Here is a 23369-nt window from a genome sequence, read left to right on the forward strand (position 1 = left end):
GGACAGTGGATTAAAATTTTATTGAAAAACCCCTTGCAATAAGAAGAACAAGTCCTTATAATAGATAAAGTGTGACCGCGGCCTGTAGAGAGTACATGAGTATTCTTATGCGGCGGTTAAGGCGATGATGTGAAAGGTTACCGACACGCCAGGCCCCTTTGCCATGGTTGGCGGTTGGAAAATTTTCATGGAGTATGTCTGTACAAATTCGGGCGAAAAGGAGGGCTCAGCATGGCAAAAGAAAAGATTCGTATTCGTTTAAAGGCTTATGACCACCGTGTTTTAGATCAATCAGCAGAAAAGATCGTTGATACAGCGAAAAGATCAGGTGCAGGAATTTCCGGACCTATCCCGCTTCCTACTGAAAAATCTATTTATACAGTACTTCGTGCAACGCACAAGTATAAGGATGCACGTGAGCAGTTTGAAATGCGCACACATAAGCGTTTAATTGATATTGTAAGTCCAACACCACAAACGGTAGATGCGCTTATGCGTCTTGATTTACCATCCGGTGTCGACATTGAAATCAAATTATAATCACAAATAAAAAATATAAACTAATTATAGGAGGTGTGACTGATGGCCAAAGGAATCTTGGGAAGAAAAGTAGGAATGACACAATTGTTCAGTGAAAATGGAGAACTTGTACCGGTCACAGTTATCGAAGCAGCGCCGAACGTAGTGCTTCAAACAAAAACATCTGAATCAGATGGTTATGAAGCAGTTCAGCTGGGCTTTTTTGACAAAAAAGAATCACGCTCAAACAAACCGGAAAAAGGGAATGCCGCTAAAGCTGATACAAAGCCCAAGCGCTACGTTAAAGAGATCCTTGATGTTACATTAGAGGATTACACTGTTGGTCAGGAAGTCAAAGTTGACTCATTCGCTGACGGAGATATCGTAGACGTGACAGGAACTTCAAAAGGTAAAGGATTCCAGGGTGCTATCAAGCGCCACAACCAATCCCGCGGACCTATGTCCCACGGTTCTCGTTATCACCGTCGTCCAGGTTCAATGGGTCCAACTGACCCGAACCACGTATTGAAAGGTAAAAAGCTTCCAGGACGTATGGGTGGCAAAAAAGTAACTGTTCAAAACCTTGAAATCGTAAAAGTGGATGCAGAACGCAACTTAATCCTCGTGAAGGGCAATGTGCCTGGACCAAACAAAAACCTTGTTACCATCAAATCTGCTGTTAAAGCAGTGAAATAATAAGTCACCAAGGAAGGAGGCCCTACTATGCCTAAAGTAGACGTATTGAATCAATCCGGATCTAAAGTCGGAGATGTAGAACTAGCTGAAGGAATTTTCGGCATTGAACCAAATCAGCATGTTCTTCATGAAGCAGTTGTGATGCAGCAAGCATCCATGCGCCAGGGAACACATGCTGTAAAGAACCGTTCCGACAGACGAGGCGGCGGTCGTAAGCCGTGGCGTCAAAAAGGAACAGGACGCGCACGTCAAGGTACTATCCGTGCACCACAATGGGTAGGCGGCGGTGTCGTTTTTGGACCAACACCTAGAAGCTATGCTTATAAGCTTCCAAAGAAAGTCCGCAGACTTGCTATTAAATCTGCTCTTTCTACTAGAGCGAAGGACGGGGACATCGTTGTTCTTGATAACCTTTCTTTAGAAGCACCAAAGACAAAAGAAATGATAACTGTACTATCAAGCCTTTCTGTTGATCGGAAAGCGTTAGTAGTAACAGCTGATTATAATGAGCAAGTAGCATTATCCATTGGAAACATTCCTGGAATCACCTTTGCAACTGTTAATGACGTGAACGTACTTGAAGTGCTTAAGCATGACAAGCTCGTAATCACGAAAGAAGCGGTAGAAAAGGTAGAGGAGGTGCTCGCATAATGGAAGCACGCGACGTTATTAAAAACCCCGTAATCACTGAACGCACTGCTGAATTAATGGAATTAAGACAGTACACGTTTGAAGTGAACGTAAAAGCTAACAAGATACAGATTAAAAAAGCTATCGAAGAAATTTTCGGAGTGAAGGTATCTAGAGTTAATACAATGAATTATAAAGGAAAATTCCGCCGTTTTGGCCGTTATACAGGATTTAAGCCTAGCCGTAAAAAGGCGATAATCACGTTAACTGAAGACAGCCAGGAAATAGAGTTTTTCGAAGGAGCATAATCGCTAAGTAAAGGAGGGAAATAAGCATGGCTATTAAAAAGTTTAAGCCGATTACTAACGGTCGCCGTCATATGACCGTAAGTGATTTTCATGAAGTAACAACAGATAAGCCGGAAAAGTCTCTTACTGCACCACTTTATAAGAAAGCCGGCAGAAACAACCATGGCCGCATTACGATGCGTCACCAGGGTGGCGGACACAAGCGCCAATACCGCATTATCGATTTCAAGCGTGAAAAGGACGGAGTACCGGGTAAAGTCGCTACTGTAGAGTACGACCCAAACCGTTCCGCAAACATCGCTCTTATCCATTACGTAGATGGAGAAAAGCGTTATATCCTTGCACCTAAAGGAATCAAAGTTGGACAAATGATCGAATCTGGTTCTGAAGCAGATATCAAAGTTGGGAACGCACTTCCATTGGTAAACATTCCAGTTGGTACAATCATTCACAACATTGAGCTGAAGCCAGGACGCGGAGGACAGCTTGTCCGTTCAGCTGGAGCTGAAGCACAGATTCTTGGTAAAGAAGGAAAGTACGTTCTAGTACGTCTAAGATCAGGCGAAACGCGTCTTATCCTTGCTACCTGCCGTGCAACGGTAGGACAAGTAGGAAACGTTGAGCATGAACTTATCAGCATCGGTAAAGCAGGACGCTCCCGTTGGTTGAACAGACGCCCAACTGTACGTGGTTCCGCAATGAACCCAAGTGATCACCCACACGGTGGTGGTGAAGGACGCGCTCCAATCGGACGTGTTGCACCAGTATCTCCATGGGGTACACCTGCACTTGGTTACAAGACACGCAAGAAAAACAAAGACACTGATAAATATATCGTTCGTCGTCGCCGTAATAAAAAATAATCGTGTTGTCCTGCGGTTCATTAGAATCGCAGCGCAATTGCGAAGGGAGGTACTCTCATGAGCAGAAGTTTGAAAAAAGGACCTTTCATTGATGACCATTTGATGAAAAAAGTTGAAGCACTCAATGAAACAGATGAGAAGAAAGTAATCAGAACCTGGTCCAGACGCTCTACTATCTTTCCAAATTTCGTAGGCCATACTATTGCAGTCTATGACGGACGCAAGCACGTTCCGGTTTACGTTCAGGAAGATATGGTCGGTCATAAGCTTGGTGAGTTCGCACCAACAAGAACGTTTAAAGGTCACAGACAAGATGATAAGAAGACAAGACGCTAATAAGAGGGGAGGTTCTTTAAATGCAAGCTAAAGCAGTTGCTAAACAAATTCGCATTGCCCCTCGTAAGGCACGGTTAGTCATTGACCTCATTCGGGGCAAAAAGGCTGGAGAGGCCATTGGTATCCTTAAAAATACTACTAAAGGCGCTTCGCCAATTGTCGAAAAAGTACTAAATTCTGCCATCGCAAACGCAGAACACAACTACGAGCTCGAGCCGGAAGATCTTTACATCACAGAAGCATTCGTTGATGAAGGCGTAACGATGAAAAGATTTCGTCCACGTGCTCAGGGTCGTGCAACTAGAATCAACAAAAGAACAAGCCACATTACAATCGTGGTAGCAGAAAAGAAGGAGGGATAACACGTGGGTCAAAAAGTTAATCCTATAGGACTTCGCGTTGGTGTCATTCGTGACTGGGATTCTAAATGGTACGCCGAAAAAGAATATGCAACCCTTTTGCACGAAGACATTAAAGTACGCGAATACATTGAAAACAGACTAAAAGAAGCTTCTGTTTCTAAGATTGAAATTGAACGCGCAGCAAAGCGTGTAAACATTACGATTCACACTGCTAAGCCAGGTATGGTTATTGGTAAGGGTGGTTCTGAAGTGGAATCCCTTCGTAAAAACCTTAACAATCTAACTGGTAAGAGAGTTCATATCAACATTGCAGAAATCAAGCAGGCAGATATGGATGCTCGTCTAGTAGCAGAAAATATCGCTCGTCAATTGGAAAACCGTGTTTCTTTCCGTCGTGCAATGAAGCAGACAATTCAACGCACAATGCGCGCAGGCGCAAAAGGTATCAAAACACAGGTATCCGGACGTCTTGGCGGCGCTGATATCGCTCGTGACGAAAGCTATAACGAAGGAACGGTTCCTCTTCACACATTGCGTGCCGATATTGATTACGGTACAGCGGAAGCAGATACAACCTACGGCAAGCTCGGAGTTAAGATCTGGATCTACCGTGGAGAAGTCCTTCCAACGAAAGGTACGAAAAAACAGGAAGGGGGCAATTAATAATGTTGTTACCAAAACGTGTTAAATATCGTCGCGAACACCGCGGCAAAATGAGAGGCCGTGCAAAAGGCGGCACAGAAGTAACATTCGGCGAATACGGTCTTCAGGCTATTGAAGCTTCGTGGATCACAAACCGTCAGATCGAATCAGCTCGTATTGCGATGACTCGTTATATGAAGCGTGGCGGTAAAGTTTGGATTAAAATCTTTCCAGATAAGCCGTACACAGCTAAGCCTCTAGAAGTTCGGATGGGTTCCGGTAAAGGTGCACCTGAAGGATGGGTAGCTGTTGTAAAACCAGGAAAAATTATGTTTGAAATTGCAGGTGTTTCTGAAGAGGTAGCTCGTGAAGCACTTAGACTTGCGTCTCATAAACTTCCTATCAAAACGAAGTTTGTTAAGCGCGAAGAATTGGGTGGTGAGGCAAATGAAAGTTAATGAATTCAGAAACTTAACCACAGCAGAAGTGGAAGCACAGACTGTTTCGTTAAAAGAAGAGTTGTTTAATCTTCGTTTCCAACTGGCGACTGGTCAGCTTGAAAATCCAGGTCGCATTCGCAATGTTCGTAAAGACATCGCTCGTGCCAAAACCGTTCTACGTGAACGTGAACTCGGTATAAATAAAGGTTAATAACGATCGAGAGGAGGCCCATTTATATGGCTGAACGCAATCAGCGCAAAGTATATACTGGACGTGTTGTTTCTGACAAAATGGATAAAACCATTACAGTTGTTGTTGAAACGTACAAGACAGATTCTCTATACGGCAAGCGCGTAAGATATTCCAAAAAATTAAAAGCACATGATGAAAATAATCAAGCCAAAAAAGGCGATGTTGTTAGTATTATGGAAACCCGTCCACTTTCTAAAGACAAGAGATTCCGTCTGTTGGAAGTAGTAGAGGAAGCCGTAATTATCTAACATCTTTTCTGAGGAAGGGAGGTTACGTAACCTATGATACAACAAGAGAGTAGATTAAAAGTTGCTGATAACTCAGGTGCGCGTCAAGTTCAGTGCATTAAAGTTCTAGGCGGATCCGGACGTAAGACAGCTAATATCGGTGATATGATCGTTTGTTCTGTTAAACAAGCAACACCAGGTGGCGTTGTCAAAAAAGGTGAAGTAGTAAGAGCAGTAATCGTTCGTTCTAAAAGTGGAGCTCGTCGTAAAGACGGTTCTTATATCAGCTTTGACGAGAACGCAGCAGTAATCGTTCGTCCAGACAAAAGCCCAAGAGGGACTCGTATTTTCGGACCGGTTGCAAGAGAACTACGTGAAGCGCAGTACATGAAAATTGTATCGCTTGCTCCAGAAGTACTTTAATAATAGAAAACGAATAGATAGGCCTTGTTAAGGAGGTGCGATTATGTCTCAGAAAAGTCTTAATGTAAAAAAAGGCGACAAAGTGAAAGTGATTTCCGGTAAAGATAAAGGCAAAGAGGGTGTTATTTTACAAGCCTTCCCTAAAAAAGAACGCGTTCTTGTTGAGGGAATTAACGTTGTAAAAAAGCATGCTAAACCTTCACAGGATAACCCACAAGGTGGAATCCTTAACCAGGAAGCTGCAATCCACGTTTCCAATGTAATGCCTCTTGACCCGAAAACTGGAGAACCTACCCGTGTAGGATCCAAAGTGGTGGACGGCAAAAAAGTACGCATCGCTAAAAAATCCGGCGAAGCACTTGATAAATAAGTCATCTGACGAAAGGAGGCTAACAGTATGAATGCCTTGAAAGAGAAGTACAAAGGAACGATTGTTCCTCACATGCATGAAAAATTCGCTTATTCTTCCGTAATGGGAGTTCCTAAGCTAGATAAAATTGTTATCAACATGGGTGTCGGCGAAGCAGTTCAAAATCCTAAAGCATTGGATAAAGCAGTAGAAGAGCTTGGTACCATCAGTGGTCAAAAGCCTCTTGTAACAAAAGCTAAAAAATCCATTGCCGGTTTTAAACTCCGCGAAGGTATGCCAATCGGTACAAAAGTTACTCTTAGAGGAGAGCGCATGTATGACTTCCTCGAGAAGCTGATCAACGTATCTCTTCCACGTGTACGTGACTTCCGTGGTGTATCAAGCAAATCCTTTGACGGCCGTGGAAACTACACTCTTGGAGTAAGAGAGCAGTTAATTTTCCCGGAAGTTGATTATGATAAAGTGGATAAAGTCCGTGGAATGGACATTGTCATCGTTACAACAGCTAATTCCGACGAGGAATCTAGAGAGCTGCTTACACAGATGGGAATGCCTTTCAGAAAATAGTATAAATAATAATTTGAAGAGGAGGCATGGACCTTGGCAAAGAAATCGATGATAGCCAAACAGCAGCGTACTCCCAAGTACAATGTGCAAGCATATACAAGATGTGAACGTTGCGGACGTCCTCATTCCGTAATCCGTAAATTTAAGTTGTGCAGAATTTGTTTCCGCGAACTCGCGTATAAAGGACAAATTCCAGGCGTTAGAAAAGCAAGCTGGTAAGCCCGAGATAAGGGAAGGAGGTAAAACATTATGGTCATGACAGATCCAATTGCAGATATGCTGACTCGCATTCGTAACTCGAACATCGTTCGTCACGAAAAGCTTGAGATGCCTGCATCTAACATTAAAAAAGAAATCGCTGAAATTCTAAAGAACGAAGGTTTTGTTCGCGACGTAGAATTTGTTGATGATAAAAAGCAAGGTCTTATCCGTATCTTCCTTAAGTACGGTGCAGAGAACCAACGCGTAATCACTGGATTGAAAAGAATCAGCAAGCCCGGACTTCGTGTATACGCAAAGTCTGATGAAGTTCCTCGTGTACTCGGCGGTCTTGGAATCGCAGTTATCTCTACATCACACGGTGTGATGAGTGATAAGCAGGCACGTAAAATGGAAATCGGCGGCGAAGTACTCGCTTACGTTTGGTAAAAATAATAGATAAGAACGGAGGTGGAAATATATGTCTCGTATTGGTCTAAAGCCTATAGAAATTCCTGAAGGAGTTACAGTCAGCTTGAACGGTCATCACGTTACGGTAAAAGGTCCTAAGGGCGAATTGAGCCGTGAGCTTCACCAGGACATTAAAGTAAATGTTGGTGATTCTGAAGTTACCTTCGAGCGTCCTTCCGATCATAAAGAGCATCGCTCTTTGCACGGCACCACTAGAAGTGTTGTGAACAATATGGTAGAAGGTGTAACAAAAGGTTATGAGAAAGGCTTGGAGCTTGTTGGTGTTGGTTATCGTGCCAGCAAACAAGGTACAAAACTTATCCTTAACGTTGGTTACTCCCACCCTGTAGAGATCGTACCAGAAGATGGTATTGAGATTGATGTTCCATCAAACACAAAGGTAATTGTAAAAGGTATTGATAAAGAGCGCGTTGGAGCAATTGCTTCAAACATCCGTGCCACTAGAAAACCAGAACCTTACAAAGGCAAAGGCGTTCGTTATGAGGGCGAATTTGTTAGACGTAAAGAAGGTAAAACTGGTAAATAACGCTTAATGTAAGGTTAAGAGAGGAGGAGCGTTTCATGATTACTAAATCTACGAAATACGCCAAGCGTAAGAAGCGCCACATGAGCATTCGCAGAAAAATCAAAGGCACTTCTGAACGTCCGCGTCTGAACGTATTCCGTTCTTCCAAGCATATTTATGTACAGCTTATCGATGATGTAAAAGGAGCTACACTAGTGGCTGCCTCTACAACTGAGAAAGAATTAAATATCGAGAACGGTGGAAATATTGAAGCTGCAAAAACGATCGGCGAACTTGTAGCAAAACGTGCGAAAGACAAAGGCTACGAAAATGTAGTATTTGACCGCGGCGGATTTATCTATCACGGACGTGTTCAGGCATTAGCTGACTCGGCACGTGAAAATGGACTGACATTTTAATAGTAAGGAGGGGACAGTATGCAAATTGATGCTAGCAAGCTTGAATTAGAAGAAAGAGTAGTTACAATCAACCGTGTGGCTAAAGTTGTTAAAGGTGGACGCCGCTTTCGTTTCGCAGCGCTTGTAGTTGTTGGGGATCGTAACGGACACGTAGGTTTTGGCATGGGAAAAGCACTTGAAGTTCCTGAAGCTATCCGCAAAGCGGTAGAAGCTGCCAAGAAAAATCTTGTGGAAGTGCCAATCGTAAGAACAACTATTCCTCACGTGATCGTAGGACATTTCGGAGCTGGTAACGTACTATTGAAGCCTGCTTCTGAAGGTACTGGAGTTATCGCGGGCGGACCTGTACGTGCTGTACTTGAGCTTTCCGGCGTTCAGGATATTCTCTCTAAATCATTGGGTTCCAATAACCCAATCAACATGGTACGCGCAACCATCCAAGGGCTAACTGAGCTGAAGACAGCTGAAGAAGTTGCCAAATTACGTGGAAAAAGCGTGCAAGAATTGTTAGGATAAGGAGGGAAACAACATGGCAAAAAAAGTGGAAATTACCCTCAGCCGTAGTTTAATTGGTCGTCCCAAGGATCAGCGTGTGACGGTTAATACTCTGGGTCTTCGCCAAATGCACCACACCGTGGTACAGGAAGACAACGCTGCTATTCGTGGAATGATTAACAAAGTATCTCATCTACTAACTGTAAAAGAACTAGACGCATAATACGATTTCTAAAGGACAGGGAGGTGTCAACATGAAACTTCATGAGTTGAAGCCTGCAAAAGGATCCACAAAAACACGCAATCGCGTGGGACGTGGAGTCGCAACCGGTAATGGAAAAACTTCCGGTCGCGGTCAAAAAGGGCAGAATTCTCGTTCTGGCGGCGGTGTACGTCTTGGATTTGAGGGTGGTCAAAACCCAATTTTCAAACGCCTTCCAAAACGTGGATTCACTAACTATACAAGAAAAGAGTACGCGATCGTTAATATTGAAACGTTAAACCGTTTTGATTCCGGTACAGAAGTTACTCCAGAACTTCTTGTAAAAGAAGGCATTGTGAGTAAAACAAAAAATGGTGTTAAAATCCTTGGGGATGGAAACGTCATTAAAGATCTAACGGTGAAAGCGAACAAGTTCTCAGCTTCTGCTAAAAGTGCAATTGAAGCGGCTGGTGGAAAAACAGAGGTGATCTAATGTTTCGCGCGCTCTCCAACATTTTTCGTGTGAGTGATTTAAGAAATAAGATTTTCTTTACTCTTCTCATGCTAGTAGTATTTCGAATAGGAAGCTTTATACCAGTTCCTGGATCTAATCAAGATGTCTTGAATTTCCAGGACCAAGCAAATGCTTTCGGGTTCCTTAACACTTTTGGTGGTGGAGCCCTTTCGAATTACTCTATCTTTGCGATGGGCGTAATGCCTTATATTACTGCATCTATTGTAGTTCAGCTTTTAAGAATGGATGTTGTGCCAAAGTTTACAGAGTGGGCGAAAGAAGGGGAAGCAGGAAGAAGGAAACTAGCGCAGTTTACGCGTTACTTCACCGTTATTCTTGCCTTTATTCAAGGGCTTGGAATGTCTATTGGATTTAATAACTTATTTCCAGGACTTATTCCGAATCCAAGTGTTCCCCAATACATTTTTATAGCACTAATTATGACCACTGGAACAGCATTTTTGATGTGGCTTGGTGAGCAGATTACGGCAAAAGGAGTAGGGAATGGTATATCCATCCTTATTTTTGCTGGAATTGCGGCCGGAATTCCCGGCGGGTTAAACCAAATCTATGCTACACAAATCGAAGATGCCGGCCAGCAGTTGTTTATGGGAATTGTTACGCTTGCGCTATTAGCATTAGCGGTACTGATTATTATCGTTGGTGTTATCTTCGTACAGCAGGCAATTCGCAAGGTGGCGATTCAGTACGCTAAACGTTTATCAGGACGAAGCCAGGTAGGCGGACAATCAACGCATATTCCGTTGAAGGTTAACTCTGCCGGTGTTATTCCCGTTATTTTTGCGTTATCGCTCTTCATTTTCCCACCTACGGTTGCCGGGTTAATAGGAGAAGACAACGCCGTGGCGAACTGGATTGTTCAAAACTTTGATTATACGCAGCCATTTGGCATGATTATATATGCAGCTTTAATTATCGGGTTCACGTATTTCTATACATTTGTCCAGGTTAATCCTGAGCAGATGGCAGAGAACCTGAAAAAGCAGGGCGGTTATGTCCCGGGTATTAGACCGGGTAAAACAACAGAAACGTTTATCCGGCGTATTTTGTATCGTTTGACGTTAGTAGGAGCATTGTTTCTTACTGCGGTTTCTCTCATTCCTGTGTTTTTCACAGCACAGATGGGGCTTCCACAGACGATCCAAATCGGCGGAACTGGTCTTCTCATCGTTGTTGGTGTGGCATTAGATACAATGAAACAGATCGAGAGCCAGCTTATTAAGAGAAGTTATAAAGGGTTTATCAAATAGATAAACCGCACATTAGGGGATGAGGAAGAAAGCCGCCTTGCCCCTCACGAAATCGTAAAGATGGAGGAGATATCGTGAATTTGATATTAATGGGGCTTCCAGGTGCCGGTAAAGGTACACAAGCCGAAAAGATTGTAGCAAAGTACAACATTCCTCATATATCAACAGGTGACATGTTTCGTGCAGCCATTAAAGAAGGTACCGAACTCGGTAAAGAAGCAAAGTCTTATATGGATGCAGGGAACCTTGTCCCAGATGAGGTAACGATCGGTATTGTGCGGGAACGATTAAGCAAGAGCGACTGCGAAAGCGGCTTTCTTCTCGATGGTTTTCCCCGTACTGTGGCTCAGGCACAGGCCCTGGAAGATATACTAAGCTCTTTAGGCAAAAATCTCGATTATGTTCTTAACGTTGATGTTCCTAAGGAAAAGCTGGAAGAGCGCCTGACGGGACGCCGTGTATCACCAACTTCAGGCAAAACGTACCATGTTATGTACAACCCTCCTAAACAGGAAGGGATTTGTGATGTAGATGGAAGTGAGCTTGTACAACGCGATGACGATAAACCGGAAACGGTCAGAAAACGCCTTGAAGTGAATATCGAACAGCAGCAGCCCCTCATCGATTTCTATACAGACAAAGGCTACATTCGCAGTATCAGGGGCGACCAGGATATTAATGTAGTGTTTGATGAAATAGATGAGCTGTTGAAAGGGATTCATGCATGATCATTTGTAAAACAGAGCGAGAACTAGACATTATGCGTGAGGCTGGCAGGATCGTCGCGCTGACACACCAAGAGCTTCAAAAGCACATCAAACCGGGAGTTACTACCCAGGAACTTGATGACATTGCGGACAAAAAAATACGTCAGCACGACGCGATTCCTTCCTTTAAAGGGTATAATGGATTCTCCGGAAGTATCTGTGTATCAGTCAATGAAGAATTGGTGCACGGCATACCGGGTAAAAAAGTATTAAAAGATGGCGACATCATTTCTATAGATATCGGAGCCGAGTATAAGGGCTATCATGGTGATTCTGCCTGGACTTATCCGGTAGGGACGATCACGGACGCCGACCAGCAGCTGCTGGACGTAACAGAAAACTCTTTGTATGAGGGGTTGAAGGAAGCGAAACCGGGAGAACGTCTTACCAATATGTCACACGCTATTCAGGCATACGCAGAAAAGCACGGCTTTTCAGTAGTTCGTGAGTACGTAGGACATGGAGTCGGGCAGAATCTGCATGAAGACCCGCAGATCCCTCATTACGGTCCTGCAGGAAAAGGACCGCGCTTAAAGACTGGCATGGTGCTTGCCGTAGAACCAATGATCAACGCGGGAGAACGTTATGTCCATACTCTTTCTGACAACTGGACAGTTGTTACAACGGATGGGAAAAACTGTGCTCATTTTGAGCATACTATTGCCATTACCAATGAAGGATATGAGATACTAACTAAAGCCTGATTAACAATAAAGGTGATGATGAATGAAAGAATCAGAGTCGCTGCCCGGGATCGGCCAGATTGTCCGGATTCGCAAAGGGCGGGAAGCCGGTAATTTTGCTGTAGTCATTGGTTTAGTAGATGATCGTTTTATTCTAGTAGCAGATGGAGAAAAGCGGAAGTCCGACCGTGGGAAAAAGAAAAACAAAAACCACGTTGAGTTTCTGCCGCACATTTCTGAAGAAGTAAAGCGAAGTTTAATGGAAACCGGACGTGTGACCAATGCTAAGTTGAGATATGCTCTGATTATATATAAAACAAAGCATAGCACAGAGTTACTGAAGGAAGGAGAGTACATGCATGGCCAAAGATGATGTTATTGAAATGGAAGGTACTGTTCTTGAACCTCTTCCAAACGCAATGTTTCGCGTAGAGCTTGAGAACGGACACAAAATTCTAGCGCATGTTTCTGGTAAGATTCGGATGCACTTTATCCGTATACTCCCAGGAGACAAGGTAACCGTTGAAATTTCCCCATATGATTTGTCACGCGGACGTATTACGTACCGCTATAAATAAAAACCGGCAGGATGAGTCGTAGCACGTTTACTCTCGCATGTACTCCAAGCGGTTAAGGAGGTAAATAAACATGAAGGTGAGACCGTCAGTCAAACCAATGTGTGAAAAATGTAAAGTAATCCGCCGTAAAGGTACGGTTATGGTTATTTGCTCCAATCCAAAGCACAAACAAAAGCAAGGCTAAATAAAAAGGAGGTGCTCAAATGGCACGTATTGCAGGTATAGATATTCCACGCGATAAGCGTATTGTAATTTCTTTAACGTATGTGTTTGGTATCGGCAAATCGGTAGCACAAGAGATTCTTAAAGAAGCCAATATTGATGAAAGCACGCGGACTCGCGATCTTACAGAAGATGAGCTTGCTAACATTCGTACGGCAGTTGAGAACTATACAGTAGAAGGTGACCTTCGTCGTGAAAAGTCACTAAACATCAAGCGTCTTATTGAAATCGGAAGCTATCGTGGCATTCGTCATCGCCGTGGTCTTCCTGTAAGAGGACAGAACACGAAGAACAATGCCCGTGGCCGTAAAGGTGCACGTCGCACAGTAGCAAACAAGAAAAAATAAACATTTACGAAAAGGAGGTTAACTTACCATGGCTAAGCCAAAAACAAACAACCGTAAACGCCGTCAGCGTAAGAATATAGAGACTGGAATCGCACACATCCGTTCTACATTTAACAATACGATCGTGACGATTACAGACACACAGGGAAATGCTTTATCTTGGGCAAGTGCTGGAGCATTAGGCTTTAGAGGATCACGTAAATCCACTCCTTTTGCTGCACAGATGGCTGCTGAAACAGCTACAAAAGCTGCAATGGAGCACGGCCTTAAGAGCGTAGAAGTAGCTGTTAAAGGACCAGGTTCCGGACGCGAAGCTGCTATTCGTTCTTTGCAGGCAACTGGACTTGAGGTAAACATGATCCGCGACGTAACGCCGGTTCCTCATAATGGATGCCGTCCGCCAAAACGCCGTAGAGTATAATTTTCAGAGGTTGGTGCAACGCCTAGCTTTATGATGGATACAGATTTCCTTGTAAAAGCTTATGCATTATAAAGAAACAGGTTCGTCGCTTAATCGGAAGCTGACTAAATGAAAATTCCTAAATCACTTACTGTTGTAAGCTGATGACAGGAAATTCGACGTTTTGAAGGAGGGTATATTGTTAAATGATAGAAATCGAGAAGCCTAATATCGAAACGGTTGAAGTAAGCGAGGATGCCAAATACGGCAAGTTTGTTGTAGAACCACTAGAGCGTGGGTATGGAACAACACTTGGAAACTCCTTACGCCGTATCCTTTTATCCTCTCTTCCAGGATCAGCTGTCACGACAGTTCAAATTGACAGTGTCCTACATGAGTTCTCCACTATTGAAGGTGTGGTAGAGGATGTCACAACCATCATATTAAACTTAAAAAAGCTGGCTCTGAAGATTTATTCAGATGATGAAAAAGTATTGGAAATTGAAGCAACTGGCGATGGCATTATCAAGGCGAAAGATATTACCCACGATAGTGACGTAGACATCTTAAACCCGGATCTTCATATTGCTACTCTTACTGAAGGAGCCAATCTTCATATGCGTTTAACTGCTAAACGTGGAAGAGGATATGTTCCAGCTGAAGGTAACAATGCGGATGATCTTCCTATTGGTGTTCTTCCTATTGACTCCATTTACACTCCAGTATCACGTGTGAACTACCAGGTAGAAAACACTCGTGTCGGGCAGATCACTAACTATGATAAGCTCACTATGGATGTATGGACAGATGGAAGTATCCGCCCTGAAGAAGCAGTATCGCTTGGAGCGAAAATTCTTAATGAGCATTTGAATATCTTCATCGGATTAACAGATCAGGCTCAAAATGCTGAAATTATGGTAGAAAAAGAAGAAGATCAGAAAGAAAAAGTACTTGAGATGACTATCGAAGAACTTGATCTATCTGTCCGTTCTTACAACTGCCTGAAGCGTGCCGGTATTAATACCGTGCAGGAGCTTACCCAGAAATCCGAAGATGACATGATGAAAGTTCGTAACCTCGGACGTAAATCATTGGAAGAAGTTCAAGAAAAGTTAGCGGAACTTGGTTTAGGTCTTCGTAAAGAAGAATAGAGCAGGACACGCAATATTTATGAAGGAGGGAATTAAATGTCTGCATATGCAAAGCTTGGACGTGACAGTTCAGCAAGAAAGGCACTATTTCGTGATTTAGCTACAGACTTGATCATCAATGAAAGAATTGAGACTACTGTATCTAAAGCAAAAGAACTGCGCCCTATTATTGAGAAAATGGTAACTCTTGGCAAGCGCGGAGATCTTCACGCACGCCGTCAGGTTGCTGCTTACATTCGTAAAGAGGTTGCTAACGAAGAAACAGGACAGGATGCTGTTCAGAAGTTATTCGATGAAATTGCTCCTCGTTTCGAAGACCGCCAAGGCGGATATACTCGTGTGCTTAAAGCAGGTCCCCGTCGCGGAGACGCTGCTGAACTAGCTATTATTGAGTTCGTATAAGTAATCCCACGGGTTGATTAAAAAAGGGCTGGACGGATCTTTAGAGGATTGCGTCTACGCCCTTTTTTAAAAAGCCAAAAGAAACCAAATCAAGAGACCAGGTTCTTTCTATGAGAAAGGCCTGGAGCCTCTCTTTTTCTAAAGAAGCAGGCTCCTTTGAAATCCTGGATACAGTTGTATTGAATGGTGAAAAGGAAAAGGTCTGTTAGAGAAAAGAGGAATACCAATGAAGGCAGTAACATTACAGAATGTTCATTTTCAATATGAAGAAGAGGGCCCTGCCGTATTATCCGGCGTGAGTGCTTCTATTCAACATGGAGAATGGATTGCTGTTATTGGCCCGAATGGTTCAGGAAAATCTACATTGTCACGGTTATTTAACGGATTGCTGCTTCCCCGTACAGGAGAGATTTATATCAATGGAAAGTCTATTTTTTCAGACGATGATCTGCCTGTGATTCGAAGAGAAGTGGGGATGGTTTTTCAAAATCCGGATCATCAATTTGTGGCACCTACTGTTAGGGATGATATCGCATTTGGAATGGAGAATGCTGGTGTACCTAGAGAAGACATGCTTCAACGTATTGAAACAGTAGCCCGTCAGACGGGAGTAGAAGATATTTTAGATAAAGAACCGCATCGGTTATCCGGTGGACAAAAACAGCGTGTTGCTATCGCTGGGGTATTAGCTCTTTATCCATCTATTATGGTATTGGATGAAGCGACCTCTATGCTGGATCCAAATGGAAAACAAGAAGTATTACATACGATTCGTTCTCTGCATGCCTCAAGTGATGTGACGATCTTATCTGTAACGCATCAGCTGCATGAAGCTTTAATGGCAGACCGCGTATGGTATATGGAAAACGGACGCATTATTCATGACGTTACAGCAGAAGAGCTGCTGCACAATCTAGATTGGCTGCAAGAGAAGAACATCCCATTGCCTTATGCTGCATCCTTGTATCAATCTTTAGCACACAAGGGGATTTCCTCCCGGTCATTAGAATCGTTTCTTTGGAGGGAAAAAAGCAGATGAAGGTTTTATTAAAAAACATAGAACATACTTATATGAAAAAGACGCCGTTTGAAAAAAAGGCATTAGCGAATGTTAATGTTAATTTCGAAAAGGGGTCTTTTACTGCTATCATCGGCCATACTGGTTCAGGCAAATCCACCCTCGTCCAGCACATAAACGGCCTATTAAAGCCCCACAGCGGCCAGGTGACGGTAGGAGGACATACGATCGATGCGAAGTCGAAACGAAAGCAGATCAAAGCGCTGCGCGAGCATACCGGCATGGTGTTCCAGTATCCGGAGCATCAGCTGTTTGAAGAGACGGTAGAGAAAGATTTATTGTTTGGTCCCCGCAATGCGGGAAAAGAGGAAGCCCGGACGAAAAAAAGGCTTCCGGAACTGCTGGAGCTGGTTGGGCTGGATAAGAGTTTTCTCGAGCGTTCCCCATTTGAACTGAGCGGCGGCCAGATGCGGCGTGTAGCGATAGCGGGGGTTCTTGCCGTAGAGCCGAAAGTGCTGATTCTGGATGAACCAACCGCTGGTCTGGATCCCCAGGGCCAGGAAGAAATTCTGTCATTGTTTAAAACGTGGCAGCAGCAATACCAGACGACAACGATTATGATCACACATCAGATGGAAGAGGCAGCCCGGCTGGCAGACCGGATTATTGTCATGAGCGAAGGGCAGATTATTATGGAGGGACCGCCTTCTGTTATTTATGAAAAACAGGCAGAACTGCAGACACTTCATTTAGATGTGCCGGAACAGGTCAAAGTATTAAAGCAGATTGAACAGGAGATGGGGGTAACCTTTTCCAGCTACCATCTAAAACCGGAAGAAGCGGCTGTAGAATTGGAAAAGAGACTTCAGCAGAAAAAAGGCGATACCGATGTTTGAACACGTAATTATAGGCCAGTATCTTCCGGGCCGCTCCATACTTCATCGAATGGATGCGAGAGCGAAACTTGCTTCTGTCTTTTTTTTGATTGCTGCTATTTTCCTGACAAATTCGTGGACCGGATATGCTGTATTAGGCGGAGCGGCAGCGGTAATATATCTTTCCTCGGGCGTCCCGTTTCGATACATACGAAAAGGGATGGCTCCGATTTTTCTGTTGGTGCTTTTCACCTTTTTTATTCATGCCCTGTTTACAAGAGAAGGGGATGTGCTGTTGTCCTTAGGAGCGTTTCAGTTCTATGAAGATGGGGTGATTCAGGGGCTTTTTATTGCTCTGCGTCTGCTGCTGCTTGTGTTTTTAACCTCCCTTCTGACACTGACAACAAGTCCGATTGAGTTAACAGATGCCATGGAGCAGTTTTTATCACCGTTGAACCGGTTTCGCTTTCCGGCGCATGATGTCGCGATGATGATGTCGATTGCTATCCGCTTTATTCCTACATTAATGCAGGAAACCGAAAAAATTATTAAAGCGCAGACCGCACGCGGCGCCGATTTCAGCAAAGGATCTTTAAAAGACAGAGCCCAGGCGTTCGTTGCCCTGCTTGTGCCGTTATTTGTACGCTCTTTTAAACGAGCGGAGGATCTGGCATATGCTATGGAAGCAAGGGGCTATAACAGCGGAGCGGAGCGCACAAAGCTCCGTCAGCTCATCTGGAAAACAAGAGACACGGCAGCCTGTGTGCTTATCGTCGTGCTCGTGGCAGCATTATTTTTATTAAGGGAGTAACAGAAGTATGAAGCATAGAGTAAAAGCGGTAATCGCTTATGATGGAACAAACTATTCCGGATGGCAGGTGCAGCAGAACAGCAAAACTCTCCAGGAAGTAATAGAAAAAGGTCTGACCAAAATGCATGAGGGCAGAAAAGTAACGATTTTTGCCTCCGGACGGACCGATGCCGGAGTGCATGCCAATGGACAGACGATTCATTTTGATACGGATTATTATGTTCCCCCGGAGCGGTGGCCGATTACATCGGCAGGACTGTTCCCGCCGGATATTCAAATAGTGTCGGCCGAATATGTGGAACCTTCGTTTCATGCCCGTTATGATGCCCTCGGCAAAGAGTACCGCTACCGGGTCCTTGCTACGAGAACAAGAGACGTTTTCCGCCGCCATTATACGTATTTTTACCCAAAGCCGGTGCAGGTGGAGAAAATGCGGGAGGCACTCCCTTTTATCGAAGGAACCCATAATTTTGCCTCGTTCTGTTCTACGGGAACATCTGTGACAAGCACGGTTCGGACCATTTATGAGGCGCGTATTGAAGCACATGGGGATGAACTGCATTTTGTGTTTAAAGGAAACGGCTTTTTATATAACATGGTCCGTATTTTAGTAGGAACATTTCTTCTGGTTGGCACAGGCAGTATGAAACCGGAGGACATGCAGGCTGTTCTGGAAGCAGAAGACAGGAAAAAAGCAGGCCGTACTGCCCCCGGGCACGGCCTTTACCTGGAACGTGTCGTATACGAGGAAGGCCCGTTCTGACGGTAAAAAAGCAGGTTCCAAAAAATCTTTTAAAAAACAACGATTCCTGGTGTACATTGCATTGACATTAAGTAATGCATGTTATATGATAGTTGTTGGCATTTCAAAGTCCCACAGCCCCGGGATACGGAATGATAATGGACGATGACAATTGACAAAAACCAATAAAAAAAGAACTAATTAGGAGGGAAAAAATAATGCGTACAACATACATGGCAAAGCCAAAAGAGCTTGAACAGAAATGGCACGTTGTAGATGCTGACGGACAGACTCTTGGACGTCTTTCCAGCGAAGTAGCATCCATCCTTCGCGGCAAGAATAAGCCTCAGTTTACTCCTCATGTTGATATGGGAGACCACGTTATTATTATTAATGCAGGAAAGATTCATCTTACAGGGAAGAAACTCCGTGATAAGATCTACTACAAGCACAGTGGACATCCAGGCGGCCTGAAAGAAACAACTGCCGGAGATATGCGTGCAAATAAGCCGGAGAGAATGCTTGAACTTGCTATTAAAGGCATGCTTCCAAAAACATCTCTCGGCCGTGTACAGGCTAGAAAGCTTCACGTATTTGCAGGTTCTGAACACAATCATCAAGCACAACAGCCAGAGAAGTACGAACTTCGCGGCTAAATTAGAAGGAGGGAAATTATATTATGGCACAAGTGCAATACTACGGTACCGGACGTCGTAAGAATTCTGTTGCTCGTGTTTTTGTCGTACCAGGCGATGGCCGTGTGACGATAAACAACCGCGACATTGATGAATACTTCAACTTCGAAACACTAAAGCTTATTGTAAACCAACCACTCGTTGAAACGGGAACTGAAGGTCAGTACGACCTTAAAGTGAACGTAAACGGCGGTGGATTCACAGGACAGGCCGGCGCTATCCGCCACGGTGTAGCCCGTGCGCTTTTAGACGTTGATCCTGATTTCCGTAAGTCTCTTAAGGCTGCCGGATTCCTTACTCGTGACCCACGCATGAAAGAACGTAAGAAGCCAGGTCTTAAATCAGCCCGTCGTGCTCCTCAGTTCTCAAAGCGTTAATCATCTTATTCAAAACCTTTCAGCCTTATTGGCTGGAAGGTTTTTTTGCGGGCAGGCTCAATGTAGTTGACTTTCGGAAGAGTTCGGGATAAATTACGAACATAACCTGTTAGGAGGGAAGCACCATGATCAGCGCACAGTTAGAAAAATGTGTACGAAAAGCCCTGCATTGTAAAGAAGGCAATACGTATGGGGGAACCGTCACGGCTCAGTCGATAGAAGGCAGAGGCGGTATATTCACAGCAGCTTCTATTTCACTTGCTCATTACTATAGAGTAGGGAGTGAAGCGTCCAAGAAAAAAATAGAAGATATTTTAAATAAAGCTTCTTTTTTTCAGGAACATCCACTGGAGGAAAACCCAGAGCTTGCCGAAGAAATATTGAACGAAATTAAACTGATGCAGGAAGAAATCTTTATTGACCGTTTTCAAGTCGATTGAAAGCCCGACACCGGCGAGGTGTCTTTTTTATACCTTTTTATGTAACAGGCATAATCTTTTATCCTATATACATACTTTAGTTGTAATACTATGTAATCATAATATATACTTAAAATGTAAATAAATGATCGTAATAGATAGCGCTGCGCCCAGTAAATGTAATGCAGCTGCCATACCAAGCAGGAGGAAAAAATATGAGCAACCAAAGGCGGGATGTTCGTTTTAATTTTGAGTCTCATCCAATTGAAGGAATGTTTTCTATTTATAAAATGCAGGAAGAAATTATCGACAGCAAGCCGGCTCGTATGTATCTTCAGGATTTATCAGCCGGCGGCCTGCGCTTTTCCAGCAGGCTGGATATTCCTTTGTCGGAGGATGTAATGTATTGTTTTACTTTTCAGACACTCCAGACACCTTTTAAACTGTACGGCTGTATACAGCGTAAAGAAAAAGAAGGCAGCCGTTATTATTACGGGGTAAAACTTGTACACAGTGACAGGCAGATGCGGCTGAAAATCATTCAAATTGTTAATCGGCTTGCTATTAATAGACGCAAAAGGGAGCGGTTGATTAAAGGCAGATAGGATTTATTTTGCCGGTTTGTATAGCAAACGTTTGAAAAGCACCTAGAAAACAATGTATGCTAGGAGCAGAACAAATTGCTGCTAAAAGGATGGTGTCCGTTTTGATCACAGAAGAGCAGGTCCTCGAGGCCTTAAAAAGTATAGAGGATCCCGATTTAAATAAAAGTGTAACAGAAACAGGCGGAGTAAGAAGCGTGCGAATTAAAAACGGCAATGTAAGCGTTAAGATTGCCCTTGCCCGTACTGGTACGCCTGAACAAATGAAAGTACAGCAGGACGTAGTTAAATTGTTAAAAGATGCCGGAGCAGAATCCGTTGGTCTTCGTTTTGAAGCGTTGGAAGAAGAAGAAATAGAAAAACACGGTGGCGGATCTTCTGCGGCTGCGTCCGCGTCCTTATTGTCCAAAGATAACAAAGCAGAATTTATTGCTGTAACAAGTGGTAAAGGCGGCGTAGGAAAGTCTACCGTGTCAGTTAACCTTGCAGTGGCACTTGCCAGAGCAGGGAAAAAAGTTGGTATCATTGATGCAGATATCTATGGCTTCAGTGTGCCGGATATGATGGGAATTGATACACGTCCGAAAGTAGAAAACGACCGTATCTTTCCGGTAGAACGCTTTGGCGTAAAAGTCATGTCCATGGGCTTTTTCGTAGAAGACAATGCTCCAGTAATCTGGAGAGGTCCGATGCTTGGAAAAATGTTAAATAACTTCTTTAACGAAGTAGAGTGGGGCGAGCTCGACTACATCGTGCTGGATCTTCCGCCAGGTACTGGTGACGTAGCCCTTGATATCCACACGATGCTTCCGGAATGCAAAGAAATTGTGGTAACAACACCGCATGCGACCGCAGCTTTTGTAGCAGCGCGCGCAGGAGCAATGGCGATCCGGACTCATCATGAAATTCTGGGCATTGTGGAAAACATGGCCTACTTTGAAAGCAAAGTTACCGGAGAAAAGGAATATGTATTCGGTGAAGGCGGCGGAGAACGTTTAAAAGACGAGCTGAAAACAGAAGTACTTGGACGTATTCCTCTAGGGCAGCCAACTGAAAACAAAAATGTCTTTGCTCCTTCAGTATATGAAGAAGAACATCAAATTGGTGGCATTTATAAAGACATGGCCCAACGCGTGGTCGAGAAAATCGGAAAATAATACGATAAAGCACTTCTTTTCTTTTACATAAAGAAAGGAAGTGTTTTTTTTATGCAGTGTGAAGCGGTTTCAAATACCAGGTAGCTTTTTTTATGCCTGCTTGATAGAATTTACAAGAAGCCACATGTGAAGACATAAGGGGTGCAGCAATAGTGAATGCGAGGAAAGTAGTTTACCTGTTTTTTTCTACACTGCTGATAGGGGCATTGAGCGGAGCAGTAGTAGGTATAGTAATAGATCCCTCTACATATTTCAGCGGCGGGTTTTTGAATTTTTTGTTTGGGCTAATCTGGATATTGGGGATCAGCGCAGCCATCAGCCTGGTGGCTCAGATGGGATACTTTGCTTATTTAACTCTGCATCGTTTTGCCCTGAGCCTGTTTAAGACAACAAAGCTGTGGAATCGTGTGCAGATAGTGCTGATTGCTTTTGTGTTTTTTGATCTCGTTTATTTTCGTTATACCGCTTTTGCGGAGGGCACCGAAACCATTCTCGATTATATGGTAATGCCGATAATCTTTCTGGCGTTTGCGGGGGCGGTGGCTTATCGAAAGAAAATAGAAACAAACAGCCAGGCTTTTGTTCCGGCTTTCTTCTTTATGTTTGTGGTCACGACAATTGAATGGCTGCCGGCTCTTACAGTAGGAACGGTAAATGAATCCAAATGGCTTTGGATCTATATTACACCTCTGTTTGTGTCCAACGCCTGGCAGCTGCTGCTTCTTCACCGATTAACAAAAAACAGCGGCCCGTCACTGAAAAAGAAGCCTCTTTGATCCTAAAAAAGAGGCTTCTTTTCTATTTAGAAATAAAGATATAGAAAAAAAGAAAAATACTGAATAAAATGATTTTGAGAGAATATGAAAAAATAACGCATAACATGTTGACGTTTATTAAGCGACCATGGTACATTACTTCTTGCGCCACAAAAGACGAAATAACAAAGCGCAGTTGGAAAACAAAAAAACAAAAATAAAGTATTGACTTACTTTGACCAACTTGATATACTATGAAAGTCGCCAAATTGAGGCGAAGCAGCAAAACACGTGTCCTTTGAAAATGGAATGAAAACAACGCGCGAACAACAAGTCGCGGCAGGCAGGGCCTGCTGCGCAAGGTAAGACCAGCAAGAACTAAGCATCAACTTTCATGGAGAGTTTGATCTTGGCTCAGGACGAACGCTGGCGGCGTGCCTAATACATGCAAGTCGAGCGCATGCACCCGGCGGACCTCTTCGGAGGAAAACCGGGGAATTGAGCGGCGGACGGGTGAGTAACACGTGGGCAACCTGCCCTCTAGACGGGGATAACTCCGGGAAACCGGAGCTAATACCCGATAATCAAGCAGATCACCTGATCTGCTTGTAAAAGCATGGCCTTCGGGCCATGCAC

At 43.8% G+C, this 23369-nt stretch carries 41 protein-coding genes and 1 rRNA gene; all 42 read left to right on the plus strand.

Annotation, left to right across the window (positions count from 1 at the left end):
• Positions 1 to 231: 231 nt before the first annotated feature.
• Complete coding sequence (gene rpsJ, locus ATL39_RS17035; RefSeq protein ID WP_120194585.1) at positions 232 to 540, plus strand: 30S ribosomal protein S10; 309 nt, start codon at positions 232 to 234, stop codon at positions 538 to 540.
• A gap of 42 nt (positions 541 to 582) precedes the next feature.
• A complete protein-coding gene (gene rplC, locus ATL39_RS17040) occupies positions 583 to 1215 on the plus strand; it encodes a 50S ribosomal protein L3 (protein WP_120194586.1) in 633 nt (210 codons plus the stop codon).
• Positions 1216 to 1242: 27 nt separating this feature from the next.
• On the plus strand, positions 1243 to 1866 hold the full coding sequence (gene rplD / locus ATL39_RS17045; RefSeq protein WP_120194587.1) for a 50S ribosomal protein L4: 624 nt from the start codon (positions 1243 to 1245) through the stop codon (positions 1864 to 1866).
• Entirely contained in the window at positions 1866 to 2153 is a 288-nt protein-coding gene (gene rplW, locus ATL39_RS17050) for a 50S ribosomal protein L23 (protein WP_211327010.1), read from the plus strand. The genes rplD and rplW overlap by 1 nt, the downstream gene beginning before the upstream one ends.
• Positions 2154 to 2179: 26 nt before the next feature.
• The gene (gene rplB / locus ATL39_RS17055) at positions 2180 to 3016 is read left to right on the plus strand and encodes a 50S ribosomal protein L2 (protein ID WP_120194589.1); all 837 of its coding nucleotides are present in this window, start codon (positions 2180 to 2182) and stop codon (positions 3014 to 3016) included.
• A gap of 57 nt (positions 3017 to 3073) precedes the next feature.
• Positions 3074 to 3352, plus strand: a complete 279-nt coding sequence (gene rpsS, locus ATL39_RS17060; RefSeq protein WP_120194590.1) for a 30S ribosomal protein S19 — start codon at positions 3074 to 3076, stop codon at positions 3350 to 3352.
• 20 nt (positions 3353 to 3372) lie between these two features.
• Positions 3373 to 3714 carry a 50S ribosomal protein L22 gene (rplV, locus tag ATL39_RS17065; protein WP_120194591.1) on the plus strand — a complete coding sequence of 114 codons (342 nt, stop codon included), beginning with the start codon at positions 3373 to 3375 and terminating at the stop codon, positions 3712 to 3714.
• A 3-nt stretch (positions 3715 to 3717) separates the two neighbouring features.
• Positions 3718 to 4377, plus strand: a complete 660-nt coding sequence (rpsC, locus tag ATL39_RS17070) for a 30S ribosomal protein S3 (RefSeq protein ID WP_120194592.1) — start codon at positions 3718 to 3720, stop codon at positions 4375 to 4377.
• A 2-nt stretch (positions 4378 to 4379) separates the two neighbouring features.
• Positions 4380 to 4814, plus strand: coding sequence for a 50S ribosomal protein L16 (gene rplP, locus ATL39_RS17075; protein WP_120194593.1), 435 nt, complete (start codon positions 4380 to 4382; stop codon positions 4812 to 4814).
• Positions 4804 to 5007 (plus strand): 50S ribosomal protein L29, encoded by a 204-nt coding sequence (rpmC, locus tag ATL39_RS17080; protein ID WP_120194594.1) that lies wholly within the window; start codon positions 4804 to 4806, stop codon positions 5005 to 5007. The genes rplP and rpmC overlap by 11 nt, the downstream gene beginning before the upstream one ends.
• 26 nt (positions 5008 to 5033) lie before the next feature.
• On the plus strand, positions 5034 to 5297 hold the full coding sequence (gene rpsQ, locus ATL39_RS17085) for a 30S ribosomal protein S17 (protein WP_120194595.1): 264 nt from the start codon (positions 5034 to 5036) through the stop codon (positions 5295 to 5297).
• A 33-nt stretch (positions 5298 to 5330) separates the two neighbouring features.
• Positions 5331 to 5699 carry a 50S ribosomal protein L14 gene (gene rplN, locus ATL39_RS17090; RefSeq protein WP_120194596.1) on the plus strand — a complete coding sequence of 123 codons (369 nt, stop codon included), beginning with the start codon at positions 5331 to 5333 and terminating at the stop codon, positions 5697 to 5699.
• A gap of 43 nt (positions 5700 to 5742) precedes the next feature.
• The gene (gene rplX, locus ATL39_RS17095; protein ID WP_120194597.1) at positions 5743 to 6069 is read left to right on the plus strand and encodes a 50S ribosomal protein L24; all 327 of its coding nucleotides are present in this window, start codon (positions 5743 to 5745) and stop codon (positions 6067 to 6069) included.
• A 27-nt stretch (positions 6070 to 6096) separates the two neighbouring features.
• Positions 6097 to 6636 (plus strand): 50S ribosomal protein L5, encoded by a 540-nt coding sequence (gene rplE, locus ATL39_RS17100; protein ID WP_120194598.1) that lies wholly within the window; start codon positions 6097 to 6099, stop codon positions 6634 to 6636.
• A gap of 33 nt (positions 6637 to 6669) precedes the next feature.
• Positions 6670 to 6855 (plus strand): type Z 30S ribosomal protein S14, encoded by a 186-nt coding sequence (locus ATL39_RS17105; protein WP_120194599.1) that lies wholly within the window; start codon positions 6670 to 6672, stop codon positions 6853 to 6855.
• A gap of 30 nt (positions 6856 to 6885) precedes the next feature.
• On the plus strand, positions 6886 to 7284 hold the full coding sequence (gene rpsH / locus ATL39_RS17110; RefSeq protein ID WP_120194600.1) for a 30S ribosomal protein S8: 399 nt from the start codon (positions 6886 to 6888) through the stop codon (positions 7282 to 7284).
• A gap of 31 nt (positions 7285 to 7315) precedes the next feature.
• A complete protein-coding gene (gene rplF / locus ATL39_RS17115; protein WP_120194601.1) occupies positions 7316 to 7852 on the plus strand; it encodes a 50S ribosomal protein L6 in 537 nt (178 codons plus the stop codon).
• A gap of 35 nt (positions 7853 to 7887) precedes the next feature.
• Positions 7888 to 8250 (plus strand): 50S ribosomal protein L18, encoded by a 363-nt coding sequence (gene rplR / locus ATL39_RS17120; RefSeq protein WP_120194602.1) that lies wholly within the window; start codon positions 7888 to 7890, stop codon positions 8248 to 8250.
• A gap of 18 nt (positions 8251 to 8268) precedes the next feature.
• Positions 8269 to 8766 (plus strand): 30S ribosomal protein S5, encoded by a 498-nt coding sequence (rpsE, locus tag ATL39_RS17125; RefSeq protein ID WP_120194603.1) that lies wholly within the window; start codon positions 8269 to 8271, stop codon positions 8764 to 8766.
• 13 nt (positions 8767 to 8779) lie between these two features.
• A complete protein-coding gene (gene rpmD, locus ATL39_RS17130) occupies positions 8780 to 8968 on the plus strand; it encodes a 50S ribosomal protein L30 (RefSeq protein WP_120194604.1) in 189 nt (62 codons plus the stop codon).
• Between the two features lie 31 nt (positions 8969 to 8999).
• Positions 9000 to 9440, plus strand: coding sequence for a 50S ribosomal protein L15 (gene rplO, locus ATL39_RS17135; RefSeq protein ID WP_120194605.1), 441 nt, complete (start codon positions 9000 to 9002; stop codon positions 9438 to 9440).
• Entirely contained in the window at positions 9440 to 10732 is a 1293-nt protein-coding gene (gene secY / locus ATL39_RS17140) for a preprotein translocase subunit SecY (RefSeq protein WP_120194606.1), read from the plus strand. Before rplO ends, secY begins: the two co-directional genes overlap by 1 nt.
• A 74-nt stretch (positions 10733 to 10806) precedes the next feature.
• The gene (locus ATL39_RS17145; RefSeq protein WP_120194607.1) at positions 10807 to 11460 is read left to right on the plus strand and encodes an adenylate kinase; all 654 of its coding nucleotides are present in this window, start codon (positions 10807 to 10809) and stop codon (positions 11458 to 11460) included.
• The gene (gene map / locus ATL39_RS17150) at positions 11457 to 12203 is read left to right on the plus strand and encodes a type I methionyl aminopeptidase (RefSeq protein WP_120194608.1); all 747 of its coding nucleotides are present in this window, start codon (positions 11457 to 11459) and stop codon (positions 12201 to 12203) included. The genes ATL39_RS17145 and map overlap by 4 nt, the downstream gene beginning before the upstream one ends.
• Before the next feature lie 22 nt (positions 12204 to 12225).
• The gene (locus ATL39_RS17155; protein WP_120194609.1) at positions 12226 to 12555 is read left to right on the plus strand and encodes a KOW domain-containing RNA-binding protein; all 330 of its coding nucleotides are present in this window, start codon (positions 12226 to 12228) and stop codon (positions 12553 to 12555) included.
• Positions 12542 to 12760: a translation initiation factor IF-1 gene (gene infA, locus ATL39_RS17160; RefSeq protein ID WP_091663629.1), complete on the plus strand. Its 219-nt coding sequence runs from the start codon at positions 12542 to 12544 to the stop codon at positions 12758 to 12760. The genes ATL39_RS17155 and infA overlap by 14 nt, the downstream gene beginning before the upstream one ends.
• Before the next feature lie 70 nt (positions 12761 to 12830).
• The gene (gene rpmJ / locus ATL39_RS17165; protein WP_120194610.1) at positions 12831 to 12944 is read left to right on the plus strand and encodes a 50S ribosomal protein L36; all 114 of its coding nucleotides are present in this window, start codon (positions 12831 to 12833) and stop codon (positions 12942 to 12944) included.
• 19 nt (positions 12945 to 12963) lie between these two features.
• The gene (rpsM, locus tag ATL39_RS17170) at positions 12964 to 13329 is read left to right on the plus strand and encodes a 30S ribosomal protein S13 (RefSeq protein WP_120194611.1); all 366 of its coding nucleotides are present in this window, start codon (positions 12964 to 12966) and stop codon (positions 13327 to 13329) included.
• Positions 13330 to 13357: 28 nt separating this feature from the next.
• Positions 13358 to 13750 (plus strand): 30S ribosomal protein S11, encoded by a 393-nt coding sequence (gene rpsK / locus ATL39_RS17175; protein ID WP_120194612.1) that lies wholly within the window; start codon positions 13358 to 13360, stop codon positions 13748 to 13750.
• 185 nt (positions 13751 to 13935) lie between these two features.
• Positions 13936 to 14880 carry a DNA-directed RNA polymerase subunit alpha gene (locus ATL39_RS17180; RefSeq protein WP_120194613.1) on the plus strand — a complete coding sequence of 315 codons (945 nt, stop codon included), beginning with the start codon at positions 13936 to 13938 and terminating at the stop codon, positions 14878 to 14880.
• Positions 14881 to 14916: 36 nt separating this feature from the next.
• Entirely contained in the window at positions 14917 to 15282 is a 366-nt protein-coding gene (gene rplQ / locus ATL39_RS17185; RefSeq protein ID WP_120194614.1) for a 50S ribosomal protein L17, read from the plus strand.
• A gap of 226 nt (positions 15283 to 15508) precedes the next feature.
• A complete protein-coding gene (locus ATL39_RS17190) occupies positions 15509 to 16321 on the plus strand; it encodes an energy-coupling factor transporter ATPase (RefSeq protein WP_120194615.1) in 813 nt (270 codons plus the stop codon).
• The gene (locus ATL39_RS17195) at positions 16318 to 17196 is read left to right on the plus strand and encodes an energy-coupling factor transporter ATPase (RefSeq protein WP_120194616.1); all 879 of its coding nucleotides are present in this window, start codon (positions 16318 to 16320) and stop codon (positions 17194 to 17196) included. The genes ATL39_RS17190 and ATL39_RS17195 overlap by 4 nt, the downstream gene beginning before the upstream one ends.
• Positions 17189 to 17986 carry an energy-coupling factor transporter transmembrane component T family protein gene (locus ATL39_RS17200; protein WP_120194617.1) on the plus strand — a complete coding sequence of 266 codons (798 nt, stop codon included), beginning with the start codon at positions 17189 to 17191 and terminating at the stop codon, positions 17984 to 17986. Before ATL39_RS17195 ends, ATL39_RS17200 begins: the two co-directional genes overlap by 8 nt.
• Before the next feature lie 7 nt (positions 17987 to 17993).
• Entirely contained in the window at positions 17994 to 18749 is a 756-nt protein-coding gene (truA, locus tag ATL39_RS17205) for a tRNA pseudouridine(38-40) synthase TruA (protein ID WP_120194618.1), read from the plus strand.
• A 197-nt stretch (positions 18750 to 18946) separates the two neighbouring features.
• On the plus strand, positions 18947 to 19384 hold the full coding sequence (rplM, locus tag ATL39_RS17210) for a 50S ribosomal protein L13 (RefSeq protein ID WP_120194619.1): 438 nt from the start codon (positions 18947 to 18949) through the stop codon (positions 19382 to 19384).
• Between the two features lie 23 nt (positions 19385 to 19407).
• Positions 19408 to 19800 carry a 30S ribosomal protein S9 gene (rpsI, locus tag ATL39_RS17215; protein WP_120194620.1) on the plus strand — a complete coding sequence of 131 codons (393 nt, stop codon included), beginning with the start codon at positions 19408 to 19410 and terminating at the stop codon, positions 19798 to 19800.
• A 125-nt stretch (positions 19801 to 19925) separates the two neighbouring features.
• A complete protein-coding gene (locus ATL39_RS17220; RefSeq protein ID WP_120194621.1) occupies positions 19926 to 20240 on the plus strand; it encodes a hypothetical protein in 315 nt (104 codons plus the stop codon).
• A gap of 194 nt (positions 20241 to 20434) precedes the next feature.
• Positions 20435 to 20824 (plus strand): PilZ domain-containing protein, encoded by a 390-nt coding sequence (locus ATL39_RS17225; protein WP_170146976.1) that lies wholly within the window; start codon positions 20435 to 20437, stop codon positions 20822 to 20824.
• A 101-nt stretch (positions 20825 to 20925) separates the two neighbouring features.
• Entirely contained in the window at positions 20926 to 21978 is a 1053-nt protein-coding gene (locus tag ATL39_RS17230) for an Mrp/NBP35 family ATP-binding protein (RefSeq protein WP_120194625.1), read from the plus strand.
• Between the two features lie 152 nt (positions 21979 to 22130).
• Positions 22131 to 22754: a KinB-signaling pathway activation protein gene (locus tag ATL39_RS17235; RefSeq protein ID WP_120194623.1), complete on the plus strand. Its 624-nt coding sequence runs from the start codon at positions 22131 to 22133 to the stop codon at positions 22752 to 22754.
• Between the two features lie 370 nt (positions 22755 to 23124).
• A 16S ribosomal RNA gene (locus tag ATL39_RS17240) occupies positions 23125 to 23369 on the plus strand; the annotation flags it as partial.

Source organism: Sinobaca qinghaiensis (assembly GCF_003610495.1).
GTDB classification, from domain to species: Bacteria; Bacillota; Bacilli; order Bacillales; family Marinococcaceae; genus Sinobaca; species Sinobaca qinghaiensis.